The sequence below is a fragment of the Sphingomonas sp. genome, assembly GCF_036402235.1.
Lineage (GTDB): Bacteria > Pseudomonadota > Alphaproteobacteria > Sphingomonadales > Sphingomonadaceae > Sphingomonas.
Genome location: NZ_DASWTG010000010.1, coordinates 1 through 21,705, shown reverse-complemented (window position 1 = coordinate 21,705; position 21,705 = coordinate 1). Strand labels below are relative to the sequence as shown.

Below are 21,705 nucleotides of genomic sequence, written 5' to 3'. Positions count from 1 at the left end.
ACCTGCGCCGGGATAGGCGGAGGTCCATGCGCGAAGACACGAAACTGTCCACTGCACGCCGGAACCTGACGCTCTTGCCGCTCATGGCAATGCTCGCCGCGTGCGACCGCTCGGTCCTCGATCCGGCCGGCGACATCGCGTTGCAGCAACGCGACATCATCTACATCTCGACGGCGCTGATGCTGCTGATCATCGTTCCGGTGATCGCGCTGATCATCCTATTCGCGTGGCGCTACCGCCATACCAACAAGGACGCGACCTACGATCCCGATTTCGACCACTCGACCGCGCTCGAGCTGGTGATCTGGTCCGCACCCCTGCTGATCATCATCTGCCTCGGCGCGCTGACCTGGTGGAGCACCCATCTGCTCGACCCGTTCCGGCCGCTAAATCGCATCTCCGCGAGCAAGCCGGCCGATCCGGAGGCCAGGCCGCTGATCGTGCAGGTCGTCTCGCTCGACTGGAAATGGCTGTTCATCTACCCCGAGCAGGGCGTCGCCAGCGTCAACGAGCTGGTGCTGCCGGTCGATCGGCCGGTGCGGTTCGAGCTGACCTCGACCAACATGATGAACACCTTCTACGCGCCGACGCTGGCCGGGATGATTTACGTCATGCCCGGCATGAAGAGCCAGTTGCACGCGGTGATCAACCGCGAAGGCACCTTCCGCGGCATGTCCGCAAACTATAGCGGCGAGGGTTTCTCGCACATGCGCTTCAAGCTCTATGGCGTGGACCAGGGCGGGTTCGACGCCTGGGTCGGCCGGGTCAAGGCCGGCGGCCAGGCGCTTGACACCAAGCGCTACCTCGCGCTGGAGAAGCCCAGCGAGCGCGTGCCGGCGATGTACTTCGCCAGTGTCGACAACACGCTGTTCGACCGGGTCTACAATCGCTGCGTCCGCCCGGGCACGCCGTGCATGAGCGACACAATGCGGCACGACCAGCGTGCGGGCGGCGCGATGCATTCGGGCCACGGCAGCCCGCCGCCGGACAGCGACAAGCCCAAGGGCGCGATCTTCAAGAAGGGTGAGGAGAAGGGCGACGGCCCCAACCGCACCTCGCCCGAATCCAAGCAGGGCGGCGCCAGCGGGCATGGCGACCACAAGACCTCGTTCAATCTCTCCACCCTGCCCGGCGCGCCGCGCGCCGGTGCGGCGTGATCCTTCGGAGCCGTCATGTTCGATGAATCCATCACGCGGACGATCTTCGGCCGCCTGACGCTCGAATCCTTCCCGGTTCACGAGCCGATCCTGCTCGTCACCTTTGCCGTGGTCGTCCTGCTCGGCCTCGGCATCGTCGGCGCGGTGACCAAGTACAAGCTGTGGGGCTATCTCTGGACCGAGTGGTTCACGACGGTCGACCACAAGAAGATCGGGATCATGTACATGATCCTCGGCATCGTCATGCTGCTGCGCGGCTTTGCCGACGCGCTGATGATGCGCCTGCAGCAGTCGATCGCGTTCGGCGCGAGCGAAGGATATCTCCCCCCGCACCACTACGATCAGATCTTCACCGCGCACGGGACGATCATGATCTTCTTCGTGGCGATCCCGCTGGTCGTGGGCATCGTCAACTATGTCATGCCGCTTCAGATCGGCGCGCGTGACGTCGCCTTCCCGTTCCTCAACAACCTCAGCTTCTGGCTGACCGTCGCGGGCGCGCTACTGGTGATGGCCTCGCTGTTCGTCGGCGAATTCTCGCGCGGCGGCTGGCTCAACTATGTCCCCGTCAGCAATATCGAGAACAGTCCCGGCACAGGGCCGGACTATTATCTATGGGCGCTGCAGATAGCCGGCATCGGCACGACGCTGTCGGGCATCAACATGGTGGTGACGATCATCAAGATGCGCGCCCCGGGCATGACGATGATGAAGATGCCGGTGTTCTGCTGGACCGCGCTGTGCAGCAACGTGCTGGTGGTCGCGATCTTCCCGGTGCTGACCGCCGCGTTCGCGATGCTGATGCTCGACCGCTATGTCGGCACCAATTTCTTCACCAACGACCTTGGCGGCAACGCCATGATGTACTGGAACCTGGTGTGGATCTGGGGACACCCGGAGGTGTACGTCCTGATCCTGCCGGTGTTCGGCATCTACTCCGAAATCACCTCGACCTTCACCGGCAAGCGGCTCTTCGGCTATTCGTCGATGGTCTATGCGACGGTGGTCATCACGATCCTGTCCTACCTCGTCTGGCTGCATCATTTCTTCACCATGGGGTCGGGCGCGAGCGTCAACAGCTTCTTCGGCATCGCCACCATGGTGATCTCGATCCCGACGGGCGCGAAGATCTTCAACTGGCTGTTCACCATGTATCGCGGCCGCATCCGCTTCGAGCTGCCGATGATGTGGGTCGTCGCCTTCATGATCACCTTCGTCGTCGGCGGCATGACCGGCGTGCTGCTGGCGGTTCCGCCTGCCGACTTCGTGCTGCACAACTCGCTGTTCCTGGTCGCGCACTTCCACAACGTGATCATCGGCGGCGTGGTGTTCGGCCTGTTCGCGGGAATGGACTATTGGTTCCCCAAGGCGTTCGGCTTCCGCCTGGACAAGTTCTGGGGGAAGGTGACCTTCTGGGGCTGGGTGATTGGTTACTGGGTCGCCTGGACGCCGATCTACATCGTCGGCCTGATGGGGACGACGCGCCGCGTGAACCATTTCGAGGATCCGGCGCTGCAACCCTGGTTCATCATCGCGGCGATCGGCGCGGTGATCATCCTGATCGGCATCGCCGCCTTCGTCATCCAGATTGCGGTGAGCATCAAGAACCGCGACAAGCTGCGCGACACCACCGGCGACCCCTGGGACGGCCGCACGCTGGAATGGTCGACCTCCTCGCCGCCGCCCAATTACAACTTTGCGTTCCAGCCGCAGGTCCACGATCTCGACGCCTGGTATGACATGAAGGCGCGCGGCGCGCGGCGGCCGGAAAAGGGCTTCAAGCCCATCCACATGCCGCGCAACACCGGCGCGGGCGTGATCCTGTCTGCGCTGGCCGCGGTGCTGGGCTTTGCGATGATCTGGTACATCTGGTGGCTGGCTGCGGTCTCGGCAGTGGCGCTGCTGGTCTATTCGATCGCGCACACTTTCAACTACGACCGCGATTACTACATCCCGGTGGATGAGGTCGCCGAACAAGAGGACGCGCGCACCACGCTGCTCGCGGCGGGAGCGTGACCATGGCCGCGGAAGCACTGAACGGCACCGAAGCGCGCGAGCCTACCTTCTATCTGGTCGAGGACGAGCATCACCACGAGCCGGGCGGCTCCACGCTGCTCGGCTTCTGGATCTACCTGATGAGCGACGCGCTGATCTTCGCGACGTTGTTCGCGACCTTCGGCGTGCTCAGCACCGCCTATGCCGGCGGGCCGATCCCGCGCGAGATCTTCTCGCTGCCCTTGGTCGCGCTCAACACCGCGATCCTGCTCGTCTCGTCGATCACCTATGGCTTCGCGATGATCGCGATGCAGGAAGGCAAGCTGCGCAGCACGCAAGTCTGGCTGATCGTCACCGGGCTGCTGGGCGCGGCGTTCGTCGGCATCGAACTGTTCGAGTTCGCCGAGCTGATCCATGAGGGCGCGACGCCGCAGCGCAGCGCCTTCCTCTCGGCCTTCTTCACGCTGGTCGCGACGCACGGGCTGCACGTCACCTTTGGCATCATCTGGCTGGTGGTCATGCTGTTCCAGCTGAGCCAGCGCGGGCTGCATCCGGAGAACCAGCGGCGGCTCCAGTGCCTCAGCATGTTCTGGCACTTCCTCGACGTCGTGTGGATCGGCGTCTTCACCTTCGTCTATCTGCTCGGGGTCCTGCGATGAGCGACGTTACCCATGCCGAAGCTGGCCACGGCGCCCCGCACGCGTCGCGCCGCATCTACGTGATCGGCTTCCTGCTGTCGGTGGTGCTCACCGCCGTGCCGTTCTGGCTGGTGATGACCGGCCCGCTCGACGCGGCCACGACCGGCGTGTTGATCGTCGGTGCTGCGATCGTCCAGATCCTGGTCCACACCGTCTGCTTCCTGCACGTCAATACCCAGTCGGAGGGCGGCTGGACGCTGATGGCGTACATCTTCACCGCGGTGCTGGTGCTGATCGTGATCGCGGGGTCGCTGTGGATCATGTTCCACCTCAACTCCAACATGATGCCGATGGTGGACGTGCCGTCGGCCTGAGACCGCTATGAAACGCGCGTTCCTCATTGCGCTGGCGCTGCTGGCCACGCTTGGGTTCACGGCGCTCGGCGTGTGGCAGGTCGAGCGGCGGGCGTGGAAGCTGGACCTGATCGCGCGGGTCGAGGCCGGGACGCGCGCCGCGCCGGTGGCGATGCCCGGAAGGGCGCAATGGCCGCAGCTGAACGTGCGGAGCAGCGAATATCGCCGCATCCGGGTGACCGGGACCTTCCTCCATGACCGCGAGACGCTGGTGCAGGCGCTCACTATGCATGGCGCGGGCTTCTGGGTGCTGACCCCTTTGCGCGCGGCGCAGGGCATGGTGCTGGTCAATCGCGGCTTCGTGCCCGCCGAGCGGCGCGATCCCGCGACGCGCGCCGCCGCACAGGCTGCCGGCCCCGTGACCGTCACCGGGCTTCTTCGTGCGAGCGAGCCGCAGGGCGGGTTCCTGCGCTCAAACGACGCGGCGGGCGGCCGCTGGTATTCGCGCGACGTGCCGGCGATCGCTGCGGCACGGGGGATCGGACCCGCCGCGCCCTTCTTCATCGATGCCGATGCGACCCCCAATCCGGGCGGATGGCCGGTAGGCGGGCTCACCGTGTTGCGCTTCAACAACAACCATCTCGTCTATGCGCTCACCTGGTTCGGGCTGGCGGGGATCGGCCTCGCCGCGCTGTTCCTCCTGCTGCGGCGGAAGTCGGCGTGATGGACGCGCCGCTGCTCGCGCTCACCCGCCGCGGCCCCCGCCTCATCGCCGAGACCGCCGCTGCGGAGAACATGCGCCAGTTGATCCAGTTGCGATGGATCGCGGTGGCGGGGCAGACGCTGGCGATCCTGCTCGTCCATTTCGGCTTGAGGGTCCCGCTGCCGGTGGTCGAGATGCTGGGGGTCGCGGCGCTGCTGGCGGTGGCGAACCTGCTCGCGACCATGGCATTGCCGCGCCATCGCGTCCATGACGCGGAGGTGATGCTCGCGCTGCTCATCGACATGGGGGTGCTGACGCTCCAGCTCTATTTCAGCGGCGGCGCGACCAACCCGTTCATCTCGCTCTACCTGCTTCAGGTCGTGCTCGGCGCGATCCTGCTTCCCCCTGCGGCCGTTGCCATACTCGTGGCCGCCACTGCGTGCAGCTATGCGCTGCTCACTGTCAGCTATGTGCCGCTGCTGCTACCCGCGGGGCTGGTGGTCGCGCATGGCGATCTGTTCGCGATCGGCCACTGGGTCGGCTTCGTGATGGTCGCCAGCCTGCTGGTGCTGTTCATCGTGCGGATCAGCCGCAACCTGCGCGCGCGGGACGCGCATGTCGCCGATCTTCGCCAGCATGCCGCGGAAGAGGAAGGGATCGTCCGCATGGGCCTGTTCGCCTCGGGCGCGGCGCACGAGCTGGGCACGCCGCTCGGCACGCTTTCGGTGATCCTGGCCGACTGGCGGCGGGTGCCGGCGATCGCCGGCGACGCGCAACTGGCGGAGGAGGTCGAGGAGATGCAGGCCGAGGTGCAGCGCTGCAAGGCGATCGTCTCCGACATTCTCCATTCCGCAGGCCGGCCGCGCGGGGAGGCAATGCAGAGCATGGCGGCGGCGGCCTTCCTGACCGAGCTGGCCGAGGCGTGGCAGCCGACGCATCCGCAGGTGCCGATCGCGACCAGCACCAAGGATGCCGGGCCGGCCGTCATCGCGGTCGATCCGGCGCTGCGCCAGGCGGTGGCGAACCTGCTCGACAACGCGGCGGAAGCCTCGCCGTTCGGGCTTCGCCTAACGGGCAAGGTCGAGGAGGGGATGCTGGCGATCGTCGTGCGCGACTATGGGCCGGGCTTCGATCCCGAAGCGCTGGCGCATGTCGGCGAGCTGTACCGCTCGACCAAGGGGGCCGGGCATGGCCTTGGCCTGTTTCTCGCCAGCAATGTCGCGCGGCGGATGGGCGGGCGGATCGAGGCGCGCAATCCGGCGGGCGGCGGCGCCGAGGTGCGACTGATCCTGCCGCTGATCCATGCGGAAACACGCTGATGGGGGAGCCGAGCCTGATCCCAAGTCTTATCATCGTCGAGGACGACGCGACTTTCGCGCGCACGCTGCAGCGCTCGTTCGAGCGGCGCGGCTATCGGGTGCGGGTGGCGGCCAGCCCGGCCGAGCTGGACGCGTTGCTCGAAGCGGAGACGCCAACCCATGCGGTGGTCGACCTGAAGCTCGGTACGGCATCGGGCCTGCCCTGCGTGGCGAGGCTTCACGCGCAGGATCCGGCGACGCTGATCGTGGTGCTGACCGGCTATGCCAGCATCGCCACCGCCGTCGAGGCGATCAAGCTCGGCGCCTGCCACTATCTGGTAAAGCCGTCGAACACCGACGATATCGAGGCCGCGTTCGGCAAGGCGCCGGGCAATCCCGACGTGCCGGTTACGCCGCGGGCGGCCTCGCTCAAGACGCACGAATGGGAGATGATCAACGAGACGCTCGCCGCGACCGGGTTCAACATCTCCGAGACCGCCCGGCGGCTGGGGATGCACCGCCGCACGCTGGCGCGCAAGCTCGAGAAGCGGCCGGTCAAGTAGCTGCAAAAGAGCGCGAAACGCGACGGATCGCGGATCGATTGCCATGGCGGCTCGTTCAACAAGGCGAGCGGGCATCGGGAGAGATGTGATGAACCAGCGCGACCAGGGCCGGAATCCGGGCGGCCAGCAGCAACAGCAACGCGGCCAGAAGATGGAGAAGCAGCAGCAGCGCCAGCCGCAACGCCAGCAGGACGGCGGCCAAGGCAAGCAACGCCAACCCGGCAAGGATCAGCAGGACCGCTGATCCTTTCCAACCGGACGCTTTGAAGGGGCCTGCACGGCCCCTTCTTCTCTTTGACGCGCCGCTCGGGCATGCTGCGGACATGAACCCGGTCTACGCCGCGCTCGGCACCACCATCTTCGAGACGATGTCGGCGCGGGCGCGAGCGAGCGGTGCGATCAATCTGGGGCAGGGCTTTCCCGATGGCGAGGGCTGCGTGCCGGTGGTCCGCGCCGCGGCGGATGCACTCGTCACGCGCTCGAACCAATATCCGCCGATGGCTGGCCTCGCCGAGCTGCGGCAGGCCGTCGCCGCGCACTATGCGCGCCACCAGCAACTCGATCTCTCGCCCGAGGAGGTCATCGTCACCTCGGGCGCTACCGAGGCCATCGCCGCATCCTTCGCGGCATTGATCGCGCCGGGGGACGAGGTGATCCTGATCCAGCCGCTCTACGACGCCTATCTCCCGCTCGTTCAGCGTGCCGGCGGCGTGGCACGGCTGGCGCGGCTAGAGCCGGGAAGCTGGCGGCTGACGCGCGCAGCGCTGGAGGAAGCGGCGGGGCCGTGCACGCGGCTGATCGTCGTGAACAACCCGGCGAACCCCGCTGGCGCGATGCTGTCGCGCGAGGAACTGGCCGATCTTGCCGCCTTCTGCGTGGAGCGAGACCTGATCGCGGTGTGCGACGAGGTTTGGGAGCATGTCGTCTATGACGGCGCGCGCCACACGCCGCTGATGGCGATGCCGGGCATGCGCGAGCGGACGGTGAAGATCGGATCGGCGGGCAAGATCTTCGCCCTCACTGGCTGGAAGGTCGGCTGGATGTGCGCCGCGCCGCCGATCGTCGCGGGTCTGGCGCGGGCGCACCAGTTCCTTACCTTCTCGACCGCCCCCAACCTGCAATGGGCGGTGGCGGCGGGGCTGGAGATGCAGGACGACTGGATCGCGGAATCGGTCGCGGGCTTCCAGCGCGCGCGCAACCGGCTGGAAGGCGGCCTCGCCGCCGGGGGCTATCATGTGCTGCCCTCAGCGGCGACGTGGTTCCTGTCGGTGGATCTGAAAGCGTCGGGCATCGCGCTGGATGACATGGCTTTCTGTGAACGACTGATCGAGGAAGCTGGCGTCGCCGCGATTCCGGTCTCGGCCTTCTACGCGCAGGCACCGGTGACCAATCTGGTGCGGCTGTGCTTCGCCAAGGCCGACGACGTGCTCGATGCCGCGATCGAGCGGATGGATGCGGCGCGATCGGCGTTCGTGCGTTAGCAGCTCCGTGGAGCGGCTGTGGTTCATCACCAACCCCAATTCGGGATCGGCGACGCAGGAGAAATGCGAAGCGCTGGAAGCGGTGTTCAAGGAACGCGGGCTCGTGCTGGCGGGGCGGACAGGTTTTCCCGATCAGGCGATCCCTTCGGTCGCGGAACTGGCCGAGGCGCGTGCCGATACGGTGGTGCTGTTCGCCGGTGACGGAACGATCAACGCGGCGCTCTGCGCGCTCGCGGAATGGGACGGCGCCTTTCTGATTCTGCCGGGCGGTACGATGAACCTGCTCGCCAAGACGCTGCACGGGGATGCCGAGCCCGCCGACATCATCCATGCCGCGCATGAAGGCGGGCGGCGGGTGGCGCTCCCTTATGTCGAGGCGGGGCCGCACCGCGCGTTCGTCGGCCTGATCCTCGGCCCCGCCGCCCATTGGGCGCGTGCGCGTGAAGCTGCGCGCAAGGGCCGTGTTGCGCGAGTGCTGGGCGCGATCCGCAGCGCGTGGCGCAAGACCTTCGGCAAGGGGATCCGGGTCGCGGGCGTGCCGGGAATGCGCGGGCGCTATCAGGCGGTGTTCGTCGCGCCTGCCGCCGATGCGCTGGAGGTCGCGGCGATCGATGCGCGCGACTGGGCCTCGATCGCCGAGCTTGGCTGGAACTGGCTGACGGGGGACTGGATCGCAGCGCGCGCGGTGACCGACCAGCGCGCGACGCGGCTGCGGCCGGTGTGCAGCCGCCCGGTCCTTGCGCTGTTCGATGGCGAGCCGGTGACGCTCGACCCCGATGTCGAGGTGAGCGGGGGAATGACAGCCCCCGCCTTCATCGCCACCCGCGAGGAAGCGGCATGATTCGCCTGTTCCACGTCAGCGACGTGCAGTTCGGCGCGGAGGACCGTGAGGCGCTCGACTGGTTCGCCGGTTGCGTCCGCGCCGAGCGGCCCGACGCGATCGTGATGACCGGCGATCTCACCATGCGCGCGCGCACCCGCGAGTTCGAGGCGGCGGCGCAATGGCTGGAGACCCTCGACGCGCCGGTGACGGTCGAGGTGGGCAACCACGACCTTCCCTATTTCAACCTGTGGGCGCGCTTCGTGACGCCCTATCGGCGCTACCGCGCGCTCGAGCGGATGATCGAGCGACCGCTGGACCTGCCCGGCCTCGCGATCGTGCCGCTCAAGACCACCGCGCGCTTCCAGTGGCGGCTCAACTGGTCGAAGGGCCATGTCAGCACTCGCGCGTTGCAGGAGGCGCTGGCGCTCGTCGAGGCGGCACCCGATGGCCACCGCGTGCTGATCGCCTGCCATCACCCCCTGATCGAGGCGGGGACGCGCAGCAGTTCGCATACGCGCGGCGGGCGCGCGGCGCTTGCGGCACTGGCTGCGGCCGGGGCGGACGCGGTGCTGAGCGGGCACGTCCACGATCCGTTCGACATCCGCGAGGCGAGCGGCGCGGGAGAGGTGCGGCTGATCGGCGCAGGGACGCTGTCGGAACGCGTGCGCGAAAGCCCGCCCTCGTTCAACGAGCTTCGCATCGGCGAGGGGATCGAGACGATCGTGCGCCGCATGGGCGCTGCGCCGGATCGACGCCTGTCGCCAGCATAGCATCGTTCAGCTTCGCTGAAGTGGTGCCGGCGCGCTCTCACCCGGCCGCCTAACGCCAGTATCCTATGGGCGGCCGGGTGGGGGCGCGGGCCGGCGCCGTACCCTGACAAGAAAAGGCCGCCCCCGAAGGGACGGCCCCTTCAATCCCAGTCCGGCAGATCAGAAGCGGAAGGTGACCGATCCGCGATAGGTCTGCACCGATACGTCGCTCCGCTCGATCGTGGTGTCGGCCGAAACCGACAGGTCGACCGCACCCGCCTTGAAGGTCAGGCCGCCGCTGATCTCGCCCCAGTCCTTGTCCTCGCCGTTGAGCGCGAAGGCGAAGCCGCTGGGCGCGCCGACCAGATTGGCGAAGACTGCGCCCGGCTGGTCGCTGAACTCATGGACATAGGTGCCGGTGACGAACGGGCGCACCGTGGATGCCTTGCCGGCGCCGAAGGTGATGCCCGCGCGGCCCTGCCAGCTGTTGTACTCCCGACGCCGCAAGTCGAGCGCGACCGGCCCGCCGCTCTCGAGCGCGCTGCCGAAGCCGATATAGGTGCCGCGCCCGGCGATGCGCGGGGTGATCTCGAACGCGTCACCGCCCAGGTTCTTGCTGATGCCGAGCTCGGTGCTGAGCACCAGCGCGGCGTCCGAAGCGCGGAGCGTGTAGGGCGTGCCGAGGAAGTTGATCACGCGCCGCGTCTTCGTGTTCAGCGCGCCGGCGGTGACATGGCCGTCAACGATCAGGCCGCCCGCGGTGCCGGTCTTGGCGTAGAGCGTGCCCTGAAAGGCCTGGTTCTGTGCCGTCTGCCCGGCCAAGGAGGCGGTGCCGTCGAGGTCGGAATAGGACAGCGCGAAGCCGACGAAGCCCTTGTCGCCCACCGCGACCTCGATCCCGCCGCCGACATACCAACCGTCGAAATCGTCGCGTCCGCCAATGCCGGTCATGCTGCGGCCGTCACCGGTCAGATAGCCGGCCGAGACGAAGCCGCTCATATTGTCGGGCAGCGCGCTTTCCTGCAGCACCAGCGGGGGCGCCATGTCGCTGGCGACGGGCTTGGCACCCATTGCGGGCGAGAGGCCGAGCGCGGCGACCTGGATCGGCCGGCCATAGTGCGCCACCGTGCCGTCGAGGCCGGATGCGTCGAGGTTGCGGATGCGATTGCGGATGAAGTTCGCATTCGCATCCACCGCAGCGAAGCTCAGCGTCTGCACCGTCGATTCGATCGCGGGGGCGAGCGCCCCGAGCGTGGCGTTGATCGTCGCCGCGTTCTGCAGGTCGAGCGGGCCGTAGAGCGTGTCGTAGCTTGCCGCGCGGCTGCGGTTGGAATCGAGGATGCGGGCATAGGTGTAGGCGATGGTGTCCGAAGGCGAGACCACGTCCTGATACCGGCCCGCGACGATGTTCAGCACCACCGAGTTCGCGGTGTAGCTCAGCGTCGGGCGCAGGATCGCGCTGAGCGAGGTCGGCGCGTTGAACGTGCCGGTGATCCCGCCCTGTGCGGTGAGGATGGTATAGCTGTTGCCGCCCCGCAGCGTCGCGGCGGAATAGGAGAGCTGCACATTGCCGCCCAGGTTCGCCTGATTGCCGGCACCCGCGATCACGATGCGATCCGACGTGCCGTTCGCGCCGAGATCGACGAGATAGCCCGAGCCGGACGACAGGATGAGGCTGCCGTTGAAGGTCAGCGTGCCCGGCGTGGTCAGCGTGCCCGGCGCGATGCTGCCCAGGACGCTGGTAGTGAAGGGCGCATTGACCTGGCCGGTGCCGGTTAGCAGACCCGACAGGATCAGATAGTCGCCGGGCGACGCCAGCGTGCCGTTGTTGACGATGGTGCCGGTGTTCTGGCGGATCTCGATCAGGCTGGTGAGCGATGCGCCGCTGGCGATGGTCAGCTGCGAGGTCGCGCCCATGATCGAGAACCGGTCGATCGTGACGGCCGAATTGAGCGTCACCACCCCGGCATTGCGCAGCGTGACGTCATAGTAGCGGCCCATCTGGCCGGTGGTGCGCACCCCGTCGACATTGTTGGGCGTGAAGTTGGTCGCGCCGGGCAGGCCGTTCGCGATCGTTGGCGCGGGGCGCACCGTGTCAGTATAGCCCGGGGCGGCCTGCGCGGTCTCCTCCGGCAGGCTCAGGCCGCTATTGCCGGTGACGTCGGCAAGCGCAGGCGCGTTCGACTCGCTCGATCCGTTGGGCACGTTGTTGCGGACCTGCCCGGTCGCGATGTCCACGCACTCGTTGCTCGCCGGGTTGGACGAGCTGCTCGGCGACTGGAAGCACATCTCGCCGAACTGCGGGCCGTTGCCCGAATTGGCGCCGCCGAGATGCGTGGGCAGGCCGTTGACCAGCTGGCCGTTGGCGATGATCTGGTAATTGGGGTCGAGTTCGGTGACCCAGGCGGTGCCGTCCTCCCAGTTGCGGTTCCCGGCCACTGCGGTGACATAGCGATAGGGGTTGTTGGCGACGATCCAGTCCCAGTAGAGGAAAAGCGGCTGATAGAAGCTCTGCGTGCCGTAGCTGCCGCCCGGCTGCCCCGTGAAGAAGGTCGATCCGCCCGAGAGGACGCCGATCACGACCTGCTTCGAGAAGGTGCGGTCGAGGATCAGGGGGCCGCCCGAATCGCCCGGGCCGGTCGTGCCCTCGCGCGGCAGCGCATTGTCGCGGAAACCGTTGAAGTCGCGCGGATTGGCGCTTGCAGTGCCGCGCGCGGGATCGTCGAAATCGAGGAAGTAGAGCTGTTGCGGACGCGAGGGCGAGCCCGGGGTGCCGAACAGGAACTCGTTGCGCGTGTTGATCGACACCAGCGCGCCGAGCATGTTCTCGGCCGCGCGGCGGCGATAATTGCCGTTGGTGGAGGAGCCGGTGGTCCCGTTCCCGAACGCGCCATAGCCCCCGATGTTGACGTGATAGCCGGTGCCGGTCGCGGTGTTGATGCTGCCGGGGGTCGGCAGCGGCGAGAACAGCAGCGCCCAGGTCGGCACGTTGCGCGCGGGCGTGTCGAGCACCGCAGTCGCGACGTCGGCCTCCAGGAAGCACGAGGTCGCGCTGGTGCAGGATGCCGGCGCCTGCGAGCGCGGATCGTAGAACACCTGGTTGATGTTGTAGAACGCCTGCGCCGTGTTCGACTGGAAGCGGCCGGCACCGCCGGTGCCGCCGAGCAGCCAGCGGACGAGCTCGTCGGTCTGGCCGGCGGCGTTGGCGCGCGTATTCGTCTCGAAGCCGACGCCGACGCCGACGCCGCCCGAATTTGCGCCATAGGCGGTCGCCGCCCGCGTGTTCACGCAATGCGCCGCGAAGATGATCGTGCGCGGATTGATCAGCGTGCCCGTGCAGGTGCCGATGAAGCCGCCGCCGGCATCGGTGATCACCTGGCCGATGCCGGTGATGTTGGTGGGGTCATATGCCTGGGTCGGCGTGAAATTGTTGTTGATGGTGATGTGCGGCGAATCGATCGCTTCGTCCGGCGCGACGAAGCCGCTCTGCGTTGCCGGAGCCACGCTGAGCGGGGCGGCGTGCGGCGCTTCCACAAGGTCGGCGATGCGCACGGTGTCGTGCGGGCTATCGACCAGCTCGCCGGGGGTCAGCGCCTGCGCCTGGGCGATGCCCGGGACGGTGAGCGCCAGGCCGAGCCCGGCGGCTGAAAGGAGAAGCGAAGCGCGGACGCGCCGCTGCGGACGAGCGAAGTTCATGGTTGCCCCCTGTGTTTGACCCGGACGGCCCAGACCGGGTTGGATTTGAGCGAGGCTATGCGGATGCGGAGTGACGTCAAGTCTCCGTCGTTACAAATGACTCTATTACGCGCCGATTGATGCGCAGGTGCCACAGTTCTTAACCGATCCGGGTATCGGATTGAGCTTTCATCGAAAAAATGGACGGGTGGGGCGATGGGGCCAGGCGTTTCGCGCGGTGCGTTCGCCCTGCCGTGCAACGAAAAAGGGCGGCCCGTTGCGGGGCCGCCCTTGTAGCGTTCGATCCGGAAAGGATCAGCGCTTCGAGAACTGGAAGCTGCGGCGGGCCTTGGCCTTGCCGTACTTCTTGCGCTCGACCGCGCGGCTGTCGCGGGTCAGGAAGCCGGCCGCCTTGACGGGGCCGCGCAGCACCGGCTCATACTTGGTCAGCGCCTGGGCGATGCCGTGCTTGACCGCGCCGGCCTGGCCCGAAAGCCCGCCGCCCTTGACGGTGCAGATCACGTCATACTGGCCGTCACGCTCAGCGACGCCGAACGGCTGGTTGATGACGAGGCGCAGCGTCGGACGCGCGAAATAGACCTCCTGGTCGCGGCCGTTGATCGTGATCTTGCCCGAGCCGGGCTTGATCCACACGCGGGCGACGGCGTCCTTGCGGCGGCCGGTCGCATAGGCGCGGCCATAGGCGTCGAGCTCCTGCTGGCGCAGCGGCGCGGTCTCAACGACCGGGGCACCGGCCAGATAGGCGTCGGCGCTGGTCGCGGCCTCGGCACCCTCGGGGGCGCCGGCGGCGATGGCGCCGAGATCGGAAAGGGACTGGCGATTGTCGGACATTATGCGCCCACCTTGTTCTTGCGGCTCATCGCCGCGATATCGAGGACTTCAGGGTTCTGCGCTTCGTGCGGATGCTCGGCGCCCTTGTAGATGCGCAGGTTTCGCATCTGCTGGCGGCCCAGCGGGCCGCGCGGGATCATGCGCTCGACGGCCTTTTCCAGCACGCGCTCGGGGAAGCGGCCCTCGAGCACCTTGGCGGCGGTGATTTCCTTGATGCCGCCGGCATAGCCGGTGTGCTTGTAATAGACCTTGTCGGCCAGCTTCTTGCCGGTGAAGCGCACCTTGTCGGCGTTGATGACGATGACATTGTCACCGCAATCGACATGGGGGGTGAAGCTCGTCTTGTGCTTGCCGCGCAGCACGTTGGCGATCACCACCGCGGCGCGGCCGACGACCAGACCTTCGGCGTCGACGATATGCCACTTCTTCTCCACCTCGGCCGGCTTCACCGACTTGGTGGTCTTCATCAGCGCCTTCATGGGGCCAGACCTCATGTTAAAATGCATGGCGCCGCCCATCACGGACGGCGCGAACGGCGGCCAAATGACGAAATGAGGCGTGAAAGTCAAGAAAACCGCGGCTTTGTTGACGGGTATTATGATACCCTCGCTATTCCAGGCGTGTCGTCGTGGTCCGTTCGGATACCGTGGAGCCGTCCGGAAGGCGGGTTCGGACTTCCTCGCGGCTCTCGATCACCAGCGCTGATGCAGGATCGACGCGCCGCAGGGTTTCGAGCGACATGCGCCCCTGCGCGGCGGCGTCCGGCCCCGCGATCGCGACCGGGCCCTCGGCGGTAACGACGACTTCCAGCTTGCCCGCGGCACGTCGCACGCTGCGGAGGCCGCTCAACTGCGCGGCGCCGAAGGCCGGCCCTGCGGGAACGCGGACCGCGCGCGGCGGTGACTCGCCCGCCGCGGCGATGTCCGCGGCGATCAGCGGCTCGACCAGCGAGGCAAGCGTCGCGCGCTGGCGTTCGGGCGGCATCGGCGCCAGCATGGTGAGGATTGCGCGGATCCGGCCCGCACGCTTTCGGTCGAGATCGCCCGAACCCGCAGGCGCCAGCGCCGCGATGCCGTCGAGAAACGCCTTCCATACCGCAGCCTGATCCTCGATCGCGGTTACGCGCCCGGCGGAGTCGAGATGCAGCACCACGGTGCGGCCCGCGATCCGCGCGAATCCTGCACGAAACATCGCGGCGGGATCATCGTCGCCCTCCGCCACCGGCGTGCCGGCCTCGAGCGTCACCTCGGCGCGATAGTCCTCGCCTTGGCGGCGGAAGACGATCCGCCGTGCGTTGGTGAAGCGCCGCGTCACTCCCGCATCGGTTCGAGCCATTTCGGTAACCGCGCGCAGCGGCCGGTCGAGCGGCGGGGCGAACATGGCGGCGCTCGCCTGCGCCGTGAGGAGGATCGCGGCGATCAACGCGTCGAATCGTCGACCCACCGCGCGATCGCATCTCCCGCGGCTGCGGGCCAGATCTCGATCGCCGGCAGGTCATAGCTGTGCAGCGCCGCGATCCGGTCGGCCAGCTCGCGGGCGAGCTGCGGCGTCGTCTTGAACAGCGCGCGATATTCGGCCGCGGTCTCGACCTTGCCTTCCCAGCGATAGATCGAGTTGCACGGGCCGAGCAGATTGACGCAGGCGGCGAGCTGCGCCTCGACCATTTGCCGCCCGATCGTCTCGGCCTCGGCAGCGCTGGTGAAGGTCGCATGAACGAGCGCGATGTCGCTCACCGCCGCCGCCCCACCGAATGCGCGCCCCAGGCCGTCGCCGCGACGACCAGCGCGCCGACGATCTGATGGGTCGCCGCGACATGGATGTTCACGCCGGTCCATACCGTCGCGATGCCGAGCAGGATCTGCGTCCCGAACGCGCAATGGATCGCGATCGAGGCCCCGCGGTCGCCGGCTGCCTTGGCATGGCGCGCCAGCACGATCAGGGCCGCCACGGTGACCCACGCCCACCAGCGGTGGAACCAGTGGATCATCGCCGGATCGTTGAGCATCGCATCGAGGAACGGCCGCACCGCCAGCACTTCGGACGGGAAGAATTTGCCGTTCATCAGTGGCCATTCGTTGGTCACGAGCCCGGCGTTCAGCCCCGCCACGAACGCGCCATAGACGAGCTGGATGAAGAGGATGAGGCCAGTCCACAACGCTACGCCCGTCAGCCGCGCCGGGCGGTAGCCGGGATCGCGCGCCAGCGCGCGCAGGTCGAGCGCGGTCCAGATCAGCGCGGCCAGGATGAACAGCGCGAGCAGCAGATGCGCGGCGAGCCGGAAATGGCTGACGTCGGTGCGCTCGGCGAGGCCGGAGGTCACCATCCACCAGCCGATCACGCCCTGCAGCCCGCCGAGGATCAACAGCCCCGCCAGCCGCAGGCCATAGCCGCGCGGGATGGCACGGCGGATCGCGAACCACGCCAGCGGCAGCGCGAAGGCGACGCCGATCAGCCGGCCGAGCAACCGGTGCAGATACTCCCAGAAATAGATGCCCTTGAACGCCTCCAGGCTCATCCCCGCATTGATCTGCTGATATTCTGGAATGCGCTTGTACTTCTCGAATTCGGCGAGCCACGCGGCTTCGGACAACGGGGGCAGGGTGCCCGTCACCAGCTTCCATTCGGTGATCGACAGCCCCGACTCGGTCAGCCGGGTGACGCCGCCCACGCCAACCATCAGGACGATCAGCACGGCGACGGCGAACAGCCAGTTGGCGATGGCGCGGGGGCGGGCGGTTTGATTGAACTGTGACACGCGCGCGGTGTATGCGCTGCCGACCGCAAATGCCAGCGAAACGCCCGAAAAACCGCGGTATCGGGCAGACGATGTTATGTTGTAACTTTGCGGGCCTGCTTCTATATGGCGCGCATGGCCCATGCGCTTGCCCCCCGAGTCTGGGAACAGGTCGATTCGCGATTCGATCGCTTTGCGATCGGGCTGTCGAGCCTGTGCCTGGCGCATTGCGTGGCCAGCACGGTGCTGCTCGCGCTGGCATCGGCGGCAGGGTCTTTCCTCCATCCCGCGATCCATGAGATCGGGCTCGTCCTGGCGATCCTGTTCGGACTGGTCGCGCTCGGCCGCGGCATCTGGAAGCACGGCTATATGATGCCGTCCGCCGTCGGTGCCTTCGGCCTCGGCATGATGGCCGGTGCCCTCACGCTGCCGCATGGCGGGCAGGAGATATTGTGGACGGTGATCGGCGTCGCCGTCCTCGCGCTCGGCCACGACCTCAACCGGCGCGCGACCTACTGACGCTTGCTGCGAAGCCTTCGCAAGCCTACATTCCACCCATGCACGCGCACGACCATAGCCATCACGAGCCGCAGGGCGCCGATCTCGCGCACGCCGCACAGGCGACGCTGGAGAAGGCCGGCGAGCAATGGACAGCGATGCGTGCCTCGATCTTCGAGGCGCTGGCCGGGTTCGACAAGCCGGCTTCGGCCTATGACATCGCCGAAGCGGTGTCGAAGCGTGAGGGACGCCGCGTCGCCGCCAACAGCGTCTATCGCATCCTCGACCTGTTCGTCAGCGCGAACCTCGCGCGGCGGGTCGAGAGCGCCAATGCCTATGTCGCCAATGCGCATCCTGACTGCCTGCACGACTGCATCTTCCTGGTGTGCGACTCGTGCGGCCAGACCACCCATATCGACGACGATACGATCACCAAGTCTGTGCGCACCGCCGCGCGCGGCGCGGGCTTCACGCCGGTACGGCCGGTGATCGAGGTGCGCGGCAAGTGCGCGGACTGCAACTGAACTAGCGTTCCGCCATGGTCATCGCACGGATCGTGCGCGCCAGCTCCGCAATGGCTTCCTCCCGCGTGACGTCGCCCGTCGCGGCGGCATAGGAAAGCAGCTGTGCCGCCCCCATCATGCTCCAGAGCGCTGGCGTTGAAATCGTGCCCGACGGGGCGAAGGGCACGAACAGCGCGCGGCATTTCTCGAGGAACATCGCGCGAAATGCGCGCATGATCTGCTCCAGTTCGGGTGACCCTTCCAGCGCGGCGACCACGCCCGGGATCTCGCGCCCCTGCGTCAGCACGCAATCGACATAGGCGCCGGCCATCGCCTGCGCACGATCGTCGAGCGTGGCCGGACTGGCGGCAAGCGCCGCGTCCATCAGCTCGTCCTGGCGCGCGTCGAAATCCCGGAACAATGCCGCGAGCAGCCCGGCGCGCGTCCCGAAATGATCGTACACCACCGGCTTCGTCACGCCTGCACGCTCGGCGAGGTGCCCCAGCGTCAGCGCATCGGTCCCCTCCGCGCGGATGATGCTCCAGGCGGTTGCCATCAACTGCGCCAGCCGACTTTCGCGCGACATTCGGGTGCGAGGGGTTGACATATAACCTACCATTAGTAACTTACTATCAGTATATAAGCTTGATGCCCGATTTCCAGACATGTTGGAGGCTGACGATGCGTAACCTGGTAGTGATCTCCCATCCCGATCCCGATTCGCTGACCCACGCGGTCGCGGCGGCGGTGACGGACGGGCTGCGCGACTCCGATCCCGCGGCATCGGTGGAGATCGCCGATCTCGCCGCCGAGGGCTTCGATCCGCGCGAGACCGCGCAAGATCTCGCCGCGCATCTGCTGACCGCGACGCCTGCATCCGACGTGCTCGCCGAGCAGCAGCGAATCGACCGCGCCGACCGGCTGGTGCTGGTTTACCCTGTCTATTGGTGGTCCTTCCCGGCGCTGCTCAAGGGCTGGATCGACCGCGTGTTCACCAATGGCTGGGCCTATGGGTATGCGGGGGATGACGAGCGCAAGAAGCTTGGCCGCCTCGAGGTGGTGCTGGTCGCCGTGGCCGGAGCGGATGCCGGCACATATGCGCGGCACGGCTATTTCGGGGCGATGCGCACCCAGATCGATCACGGCATCTTCGACTATTGCGGCGCGCGCGTAGTGCGGCACGAGTTGCTGCTCGAATCGCATGGCGAGAGCCAGCAGGCCAATCTCGATGCGGCACGCAGCCTCGGCCGCGCCCTGGCGATGCGTCGTGCCGCCTGAGGGCCGGGGGCCGTTTCAGCGACTGCTCACCTTTCGCTCATGACCGTGCACCCCTTGCCGCTGCAGGGGCGTTGGACAGCATCATGACGCTGGAGTAAGTGCGCAAGATGGCCGACCTTCCCAAGACGCCGTTGCTCGACACGGTCGACACGCCGCACGATCTCCGCAAGCTCAAGCCCGCCCAGCTCCGCCAGCTGGCGGACGAACTGCGCGCAGAGACGATCAGCGCGGTGGGCACTACCGGCGGGCATCTCGGCTCGGGGCTCGGCGTGGTCGAGCTGACCGTCGCGATTCATTATGTGTTCGACACGCCCGAGGACCGGCTGGTCTGGGACGTCGGGCACCAATGCTATCCGCACAAGATCCTCACCGGCCGGCGGAATCGCATCCGCACGCTGCGCCAGGGCGGGGGCCTCTCCGGCTTCACCAAGCGCAGCGAGAGTGAGTACGACCCGTTCGGCGCGGCGCACTCGTCCACTTCGATCTCGGCCGCGCTGGGCTTTGCGGTCGCCAACAAGCTCGCAGGCACGCCGGGCCGCGGGATCGCGGTGATCGGCGACGGATCGATGAGCGCGGGCATGGCCTATGAGGCGATGAACAATGCCGAGCAGGCAGGCAATCGCCTGATCGTCATCCTCAACGACAACGACATGTCGATCGCGCCGCCGGTGGGGTCGTTGCGCAACAGCCTGGCCCGCCTGGTGTCGTCCGACAAATATCTTGGGCCGCGGCGCGTTGCGCAGAAGCTGGCGCGGGCGATGCCGAAGCCGTTGCACATGGCGGCCCGCAAGATGGAGGAATATACTCGCGGCTGGGTGACTGGCGGCACGCTCTTCGAAGAACTCGGCTTCTATTATGTCGGGCCGGTCGACGGGCATAATGTCGAGGCGCTGGTCGAGATCCTGGAGAATGTCCGCGACGCGGAGGAAGGGCCGATCCTGGTCCATGCGGTGACCAAGAAGGGCAAGGGCTACGGCCCGGCCGAGAATGCCGCCGACAAATATCATGGCGTGGTCAAGTTCGACATCGTCTCGGGCAAGCAGGACAAGGGCCCGGGCGGCGGTCCGCCGGCCGATACGGCCGTCTTTGCCGATGCCCTGAAGGCCGAAATGGCGCGGGACGAGAAGGTCGTCGCCATCACCGCTGCGATGCCGTCCGGCACCGGACTGGACAAGGTCGAGGCGGCGTTCCCCGAGCGCACCTTCGACGTCGGCATTGCCGAGCAACATGCGGTGACCTTCGCCGCCGGCCTCGCCGCGCAGGGCCACCGCCCGTTCTGCGCCATCTACTCGACCTTTCTGCAGCGCGCCTACGACCAGGTCGTCCACGACGTGGCGATCCAGAACCTGCCGGTCCGCTTTGCGATCGACCGGGCCGGACTCGTCGGCGCCGACGGCTCGACCCACGCCGGCAGCTTCGACGTCACCTATCTGGCGACGCTGCCGAACATGGTGGTGATGGCCGCCGCCGACGAAGCCGAACTGGTGCACATGGTGCACACAGCGGCGATGCATGATTCGAGCCCGATCGCCGTGCGCTACCCGCGTGGCGAAGGCATCGGCGTGCCGCTGCCGACCACGCCCGAGCGCCTGGGGATTGGCAAAGGCCGCATCGTCCGCGAAGGCAAGAAGGTCGCGATCCTCTCGCTCGGAACCCGTCTCGGCGAAGCGTTGAAGGCCGCCGACGAGCTCGATGCGAAGGGGCTGTCGACTACAGTCGCCGACATGCGCTTTGCGAAGCCGCTCGACTACGAGCTCGTCCGCCGACTGGCCGCGACGCACGAGGTGGTACTGACGATCGAGGAGGGCGCGATTGGCGGCTTCGGCGCGCATCTGCTCACCTGGCTGTCGGACGAGGGGCTGCTGGATGCGGGCCTCAAGGTCCGCACGCTGCGCCTGCCCGACGTCTTCCAGGATCAGGACAAACCCGACCGTCAGTATGCCGACGCGCGGCTCGACGCCGCGGCGATCGTCGAGACGGTGCTCGAGGCTCTGCGCCACAACAGCGTGAAGGCTCTCGGCGCACGGGCCTGACGGCAATGAAGGCGCCGCTCGTTCTTTTCACCGCGGCCGGCAACGGCGACCCCGTGTGGAAGCCCCGCCAGGGGGGCGGACGCTGGAACAGCGAGGGGCGGGAGACGATCTACGGGTCGACCACCATGGCGCTGATGATGCTGGAGCGCCTGGTTCATCTACAGGGCGAGACACCGCCCGACGATCAGCGCTGGGTTGCGGCAACCGTCCCGGCCGATGCACCGATCGAGACGGTCGATCCGCTGGCGTTGCCGGGCTGGCAGCGCGACACGCATCAGGCGAGCTGCCGTTACGGCGACAAATGGCTCGAAGAATGCCGTAGCCTCGTGCTGATCGTGCCTTCAGTGGTGATGTACCGATCGGTGGGCACCG

General features: G+C 67.3%; 23 protein-coding genes. 16 read left to right on the top strand and 7 right to left on the bottom strand.

The features are described from left to right. Positions 1-26: 26 nt before the first annotated feature. From cyoA to VGD28_RS01800, 11 genes are all read left to right on the top strand, one after another. Entirely contained in the window at positions 27-1,157 is a 1,131-nt protein-coding gene (gene cyoA / locus VGD28_RS01850) for a ubiquinol oxidase subunit II (protein ID WP_331026632.1), read from the top strand. Between the two features lie 15 nt (positions 1,158-1,172). Beyond that, on the top strand, positions 1,173-3,173 hold the full coding sequence (gene cyoB / locus VGD28_RS01845) for a cytochrome o ubiquinol oxidase subunit I (protein WP_331026631.1): 2,001 nt from the start codon (positions 1,173-1,175) through the stop codon (positions 3,171-3,173). 2 nt (positions 3,174-3,175) lie between these two features. Then, positions 3,176-3,811, top strand: coding sequence for a cytochrome o ubiquinol oxidase subunit III (cyoC, locus tag VGD28_RS01840; protein WP_331026630.1), 636 nt, complete (start codon positions 3,176-3,178; stop codon positions 3,809-3,811). Then, positions 3,808-4,164, top strand: a complete 357-nt coding sequence (gene cyoD, locus VGD28_RS01835; protein WP_331026629.1) for a cytochrome o ubiquinol oxidase subunit IV — start codon at positions 3,808-3,810, stop codon at positions 4,162-4,164. The genes cyoC and cyoD overlap by 4 nt, the downstream gene beginning before the upstream one ends. A 7-nt stretch (positions 4,165-4,171) precedes the next feature. Continuing rightward, entirely contained in the window at positions 4,172-4,867 is a 696-nt protein-coding gene (locus tag VGD28_RS01830; protein ID WP_331026628.1) for an SURF1 family protein, read from the top strand. Further along, a complete protein-coding gene (locus VGD28_RS01825) occupies positions 4,867-6,165 on the top strand; it encodes an ATP-binding protein (protein WP_331026654.1) in 1,299 nt (432 codons plus the stop codon). The genes VGD28_RS01830 and VGD28_RS01825 overlap by 1 nt, the downstream gene beginning before the upstream one ends. Next, positions 6,165-6,707: a response regulator transcription factor gene (locus tag VGD28_RS01820; RefSeq protein ID WP_331026627.1), complete on the top strand. Its 543-nt coding sequence runs from the start codon at positions 6,165-6,167 to the stop codon at positions 6,705-6,707. The genes VGD28_RS01825 and VGD28_RS01820 overlap by 1 nt, the downstream gene beginning before the upstream one ends. Positions 6,708-6,795: 88 nt before the next feature. Further along, positions 6,796-6,951, top strand: a complete 156-nt coding sequence (locus tag VGD28_RS01815) for a hypothetical protein (RefSeq protein ID WP_331026626.1) — start codon at positions 6,796-6,798, stop codon at positions 6,949-6,951. Between the two features lie 79 nt (positions 6,952-7,030). Then, positions 7,031-8,188 carry an aminotransferase gene (locus VGD28_RS01810; RefSeq protein WP_331026625.1) on the top strand — a complete coding sequence of 386 codons (1,158 nt, stop codon included), beginning with the start codon at positions 7,031-7,033 and terminating at the stop codon, positions 8,186-8,188. A gap of 7 nt (positions 8,189-8,195) precedes the next feature. Then, positions 8,196-9,029, top strand: a complete 834-nt coding sequence (locus VGD28_RS01805) for a diacylglycerol/lipid kinase family protein (RefSeq protein ID WP_331026624.1) — start codon at positions 8,196-8,198, stop codon at positions 9,027-9,029. Beyond that, positions 9,026-9,781 (top strand): metallophosphoesterase, encoded by a 756-nt coding sequence (locus VGD28_RS01800; RefSeq protein ID WP_331026623.1) that lies wholly within the window; start codon positions 9,026-9,028, stop codon positions 9,779-9,781. Before VGD28_RS01805 ends, VGD28_RS01800 begins: the two co-directional genes overlap by 4 nt. A 159-nt stretch (positions 9,782-9,940) precedes the next feature. Here VGD28_RS01800 and VGD28_RS01795 read toward each other — a convergent pair whose 3' ends face one another. The 6 genes from VGD28_RS01795 to VGD28_RS01770 all read right to left on the bottom strand — a co-directional run bounded on the left by VGD28_RS01795 (position 9,941) and on the right by VGD28_RS01770 (position 17,042). Further along, positions 9,941-13,456 (bottom strand): autotransporter domain-containing protein, encoded by a 3,516-nt coding sequence (locus tag VGD28_RS01795; RefSeq protein WP_331026622.1) that lies wholly within the window; start codon positions 13,454-13,456, stop codon positions 9,941-9,943. A gap of 294 nt (positions 13,457-13,750) precedes the next feature. Continuing rightward, on the bottom strand, positions 13,751-14,287 hold the full coding sequence (gene rpsI / locus VGD28_RS01790; protein WP_331026621.1) for a 30S ribosomal protein S9: 537 nt from the start codon (positions 14,285-14,287) through the stop codon (positions 13,751-13,753). After that, on the bottom strand, positions 14,287-14,766 hold the full coding sequence (rplM, locus tag VGD28_RS01785) for a 50S ribosomal protein L13 (protein WP_331026653.1): 480 nt from the start codon (positions 14,764-14,766) through the stop codon (positions 14,287-14,289). Before rplM ends, rpsI begins: the two co-directional genes overlap by 1 nt. Before the next feature lie 130 nt (positions 14,767-14,896). After that, on the bottom strand, positions 14,897-15,730 hold the full coding sequence (locus tag VGD28_RS01780) for a hypothetical protein (protein WP_331026620.1): 834 nt from the start codon (positions 15,728-15,730) through the stop codon (positions 14,897-14,899). Further along, positions 15,706-16,020: a divalent-cation tolerance protein CutA gene (gene cutA / locus VGD28_RS01775; RefSeq protein ID WP_331026619.1), complete on the bottom strand. Its 315-nt coding sequence runs from the start codon at positions 16,018-16,020 to the stop codon at positions 15,706-15,708. Before cutA ends, VGD28_RS01780 begins: the two co-directional genes overlap by 25 nt. Further along, a complete protein-coding gene (locus VGD28_RS01770; RefSeq protein ID WP_331026618.1) occupies positions 16,017-17,042 on the bottom strand; it encodes a COX15/CtaA family protein in 1,026 nt (341 codons plus the stop codon). The genes cutA and VGD28_RS01770 overlap by 4 nt, the downstream gene beginning before the upstream one ends. Positions 17,043-17,156: 114 nt before the next feature. On the opposite strand from VGD28_RS01770, the gene VGD28_RS01765 reads away from it, so the two are divergent. Beyond that, the gene (locus VGD28_RS01765) at positions 17,157-17,540 is read left to right on the top strand and encodes a MerC domain-containing protein (RefSeq protein WP_414714452.1); all 384 of its coding nucleotides are present in this window, start codon (positions 17,157-17,159) and stop codon (positions 17,538-17,540) included. 38 nt (positions 17,541-17,578) lie between these two features. Beyond that, a complete protein-coding gene (locus VGD28_RS01760; RefSeq protein WP_331026616.1) occupies positions 17,579-18,043 on the top strand; it encodes a Fur family transcriptional regulator in 465 nt (154 codons plus the stop codon). A gap of 1 nt (position 18,044) precedes the next feature. On the opposite strand, the gene VGD28_RS01755 is transcribed toward VGD28_RS01760, so the two are convergent. After that, a complete protein-coding gene (locus VGD28_RS01755; RefSeq protein ID WP_331026615.1) occupies positions 18,045-18,578 on the bottom strand; it encodes a TetR/AcrR family transcriptional regulator in 534 nt (177 codons plus the stop codon). Between the two features lie 125 nt (positions 18,579-18,703). Here VGD28_RS01755 and VGD28_RS01750 point away from each other — a divergent pair, with 125 nt between their 5' ends. From VGD28_RS01750 to VGD28_RS01740, 3 genes are all read left to right on the top strand, one after another. Then, the gene (locus VGD28_RS01750; protein ID WP_331026614.1) at positions 18,704-19,300 is read left to right on the top strand and encodes an NAD(P)H-dependent oxidoreductase; all 597 of its coding nucleotides are present in this window, start codon (positions 18,704-18,706) and stop codon (positions 19,298-19,300) included. A 107-nt stretch (positions 19,301-19,407) separates the two neighbouring features. Further along, on the top strand, positions 19,408-21,333 hold the full coding sequence (gene dxs, locus VGD28_RS01745; RefSeq protein WP_331026613.1) for a 1-deoxy-D-xylulose-5-phosphate synthase: 1,926 nt from the start codon (positions 19,408-19,410) through the stop codon (positions 21,331-21,333). Positions 21,334-21,338: 5 nt separating this feature from the next. Beyond that, positions 21,339-21,705: RES family NAD+ phosphorylase (locus VGD28_RS01740; protein WP_331026612.1), on the top strand; the 367-nt coding region annotated here is incomplete at its 3' end.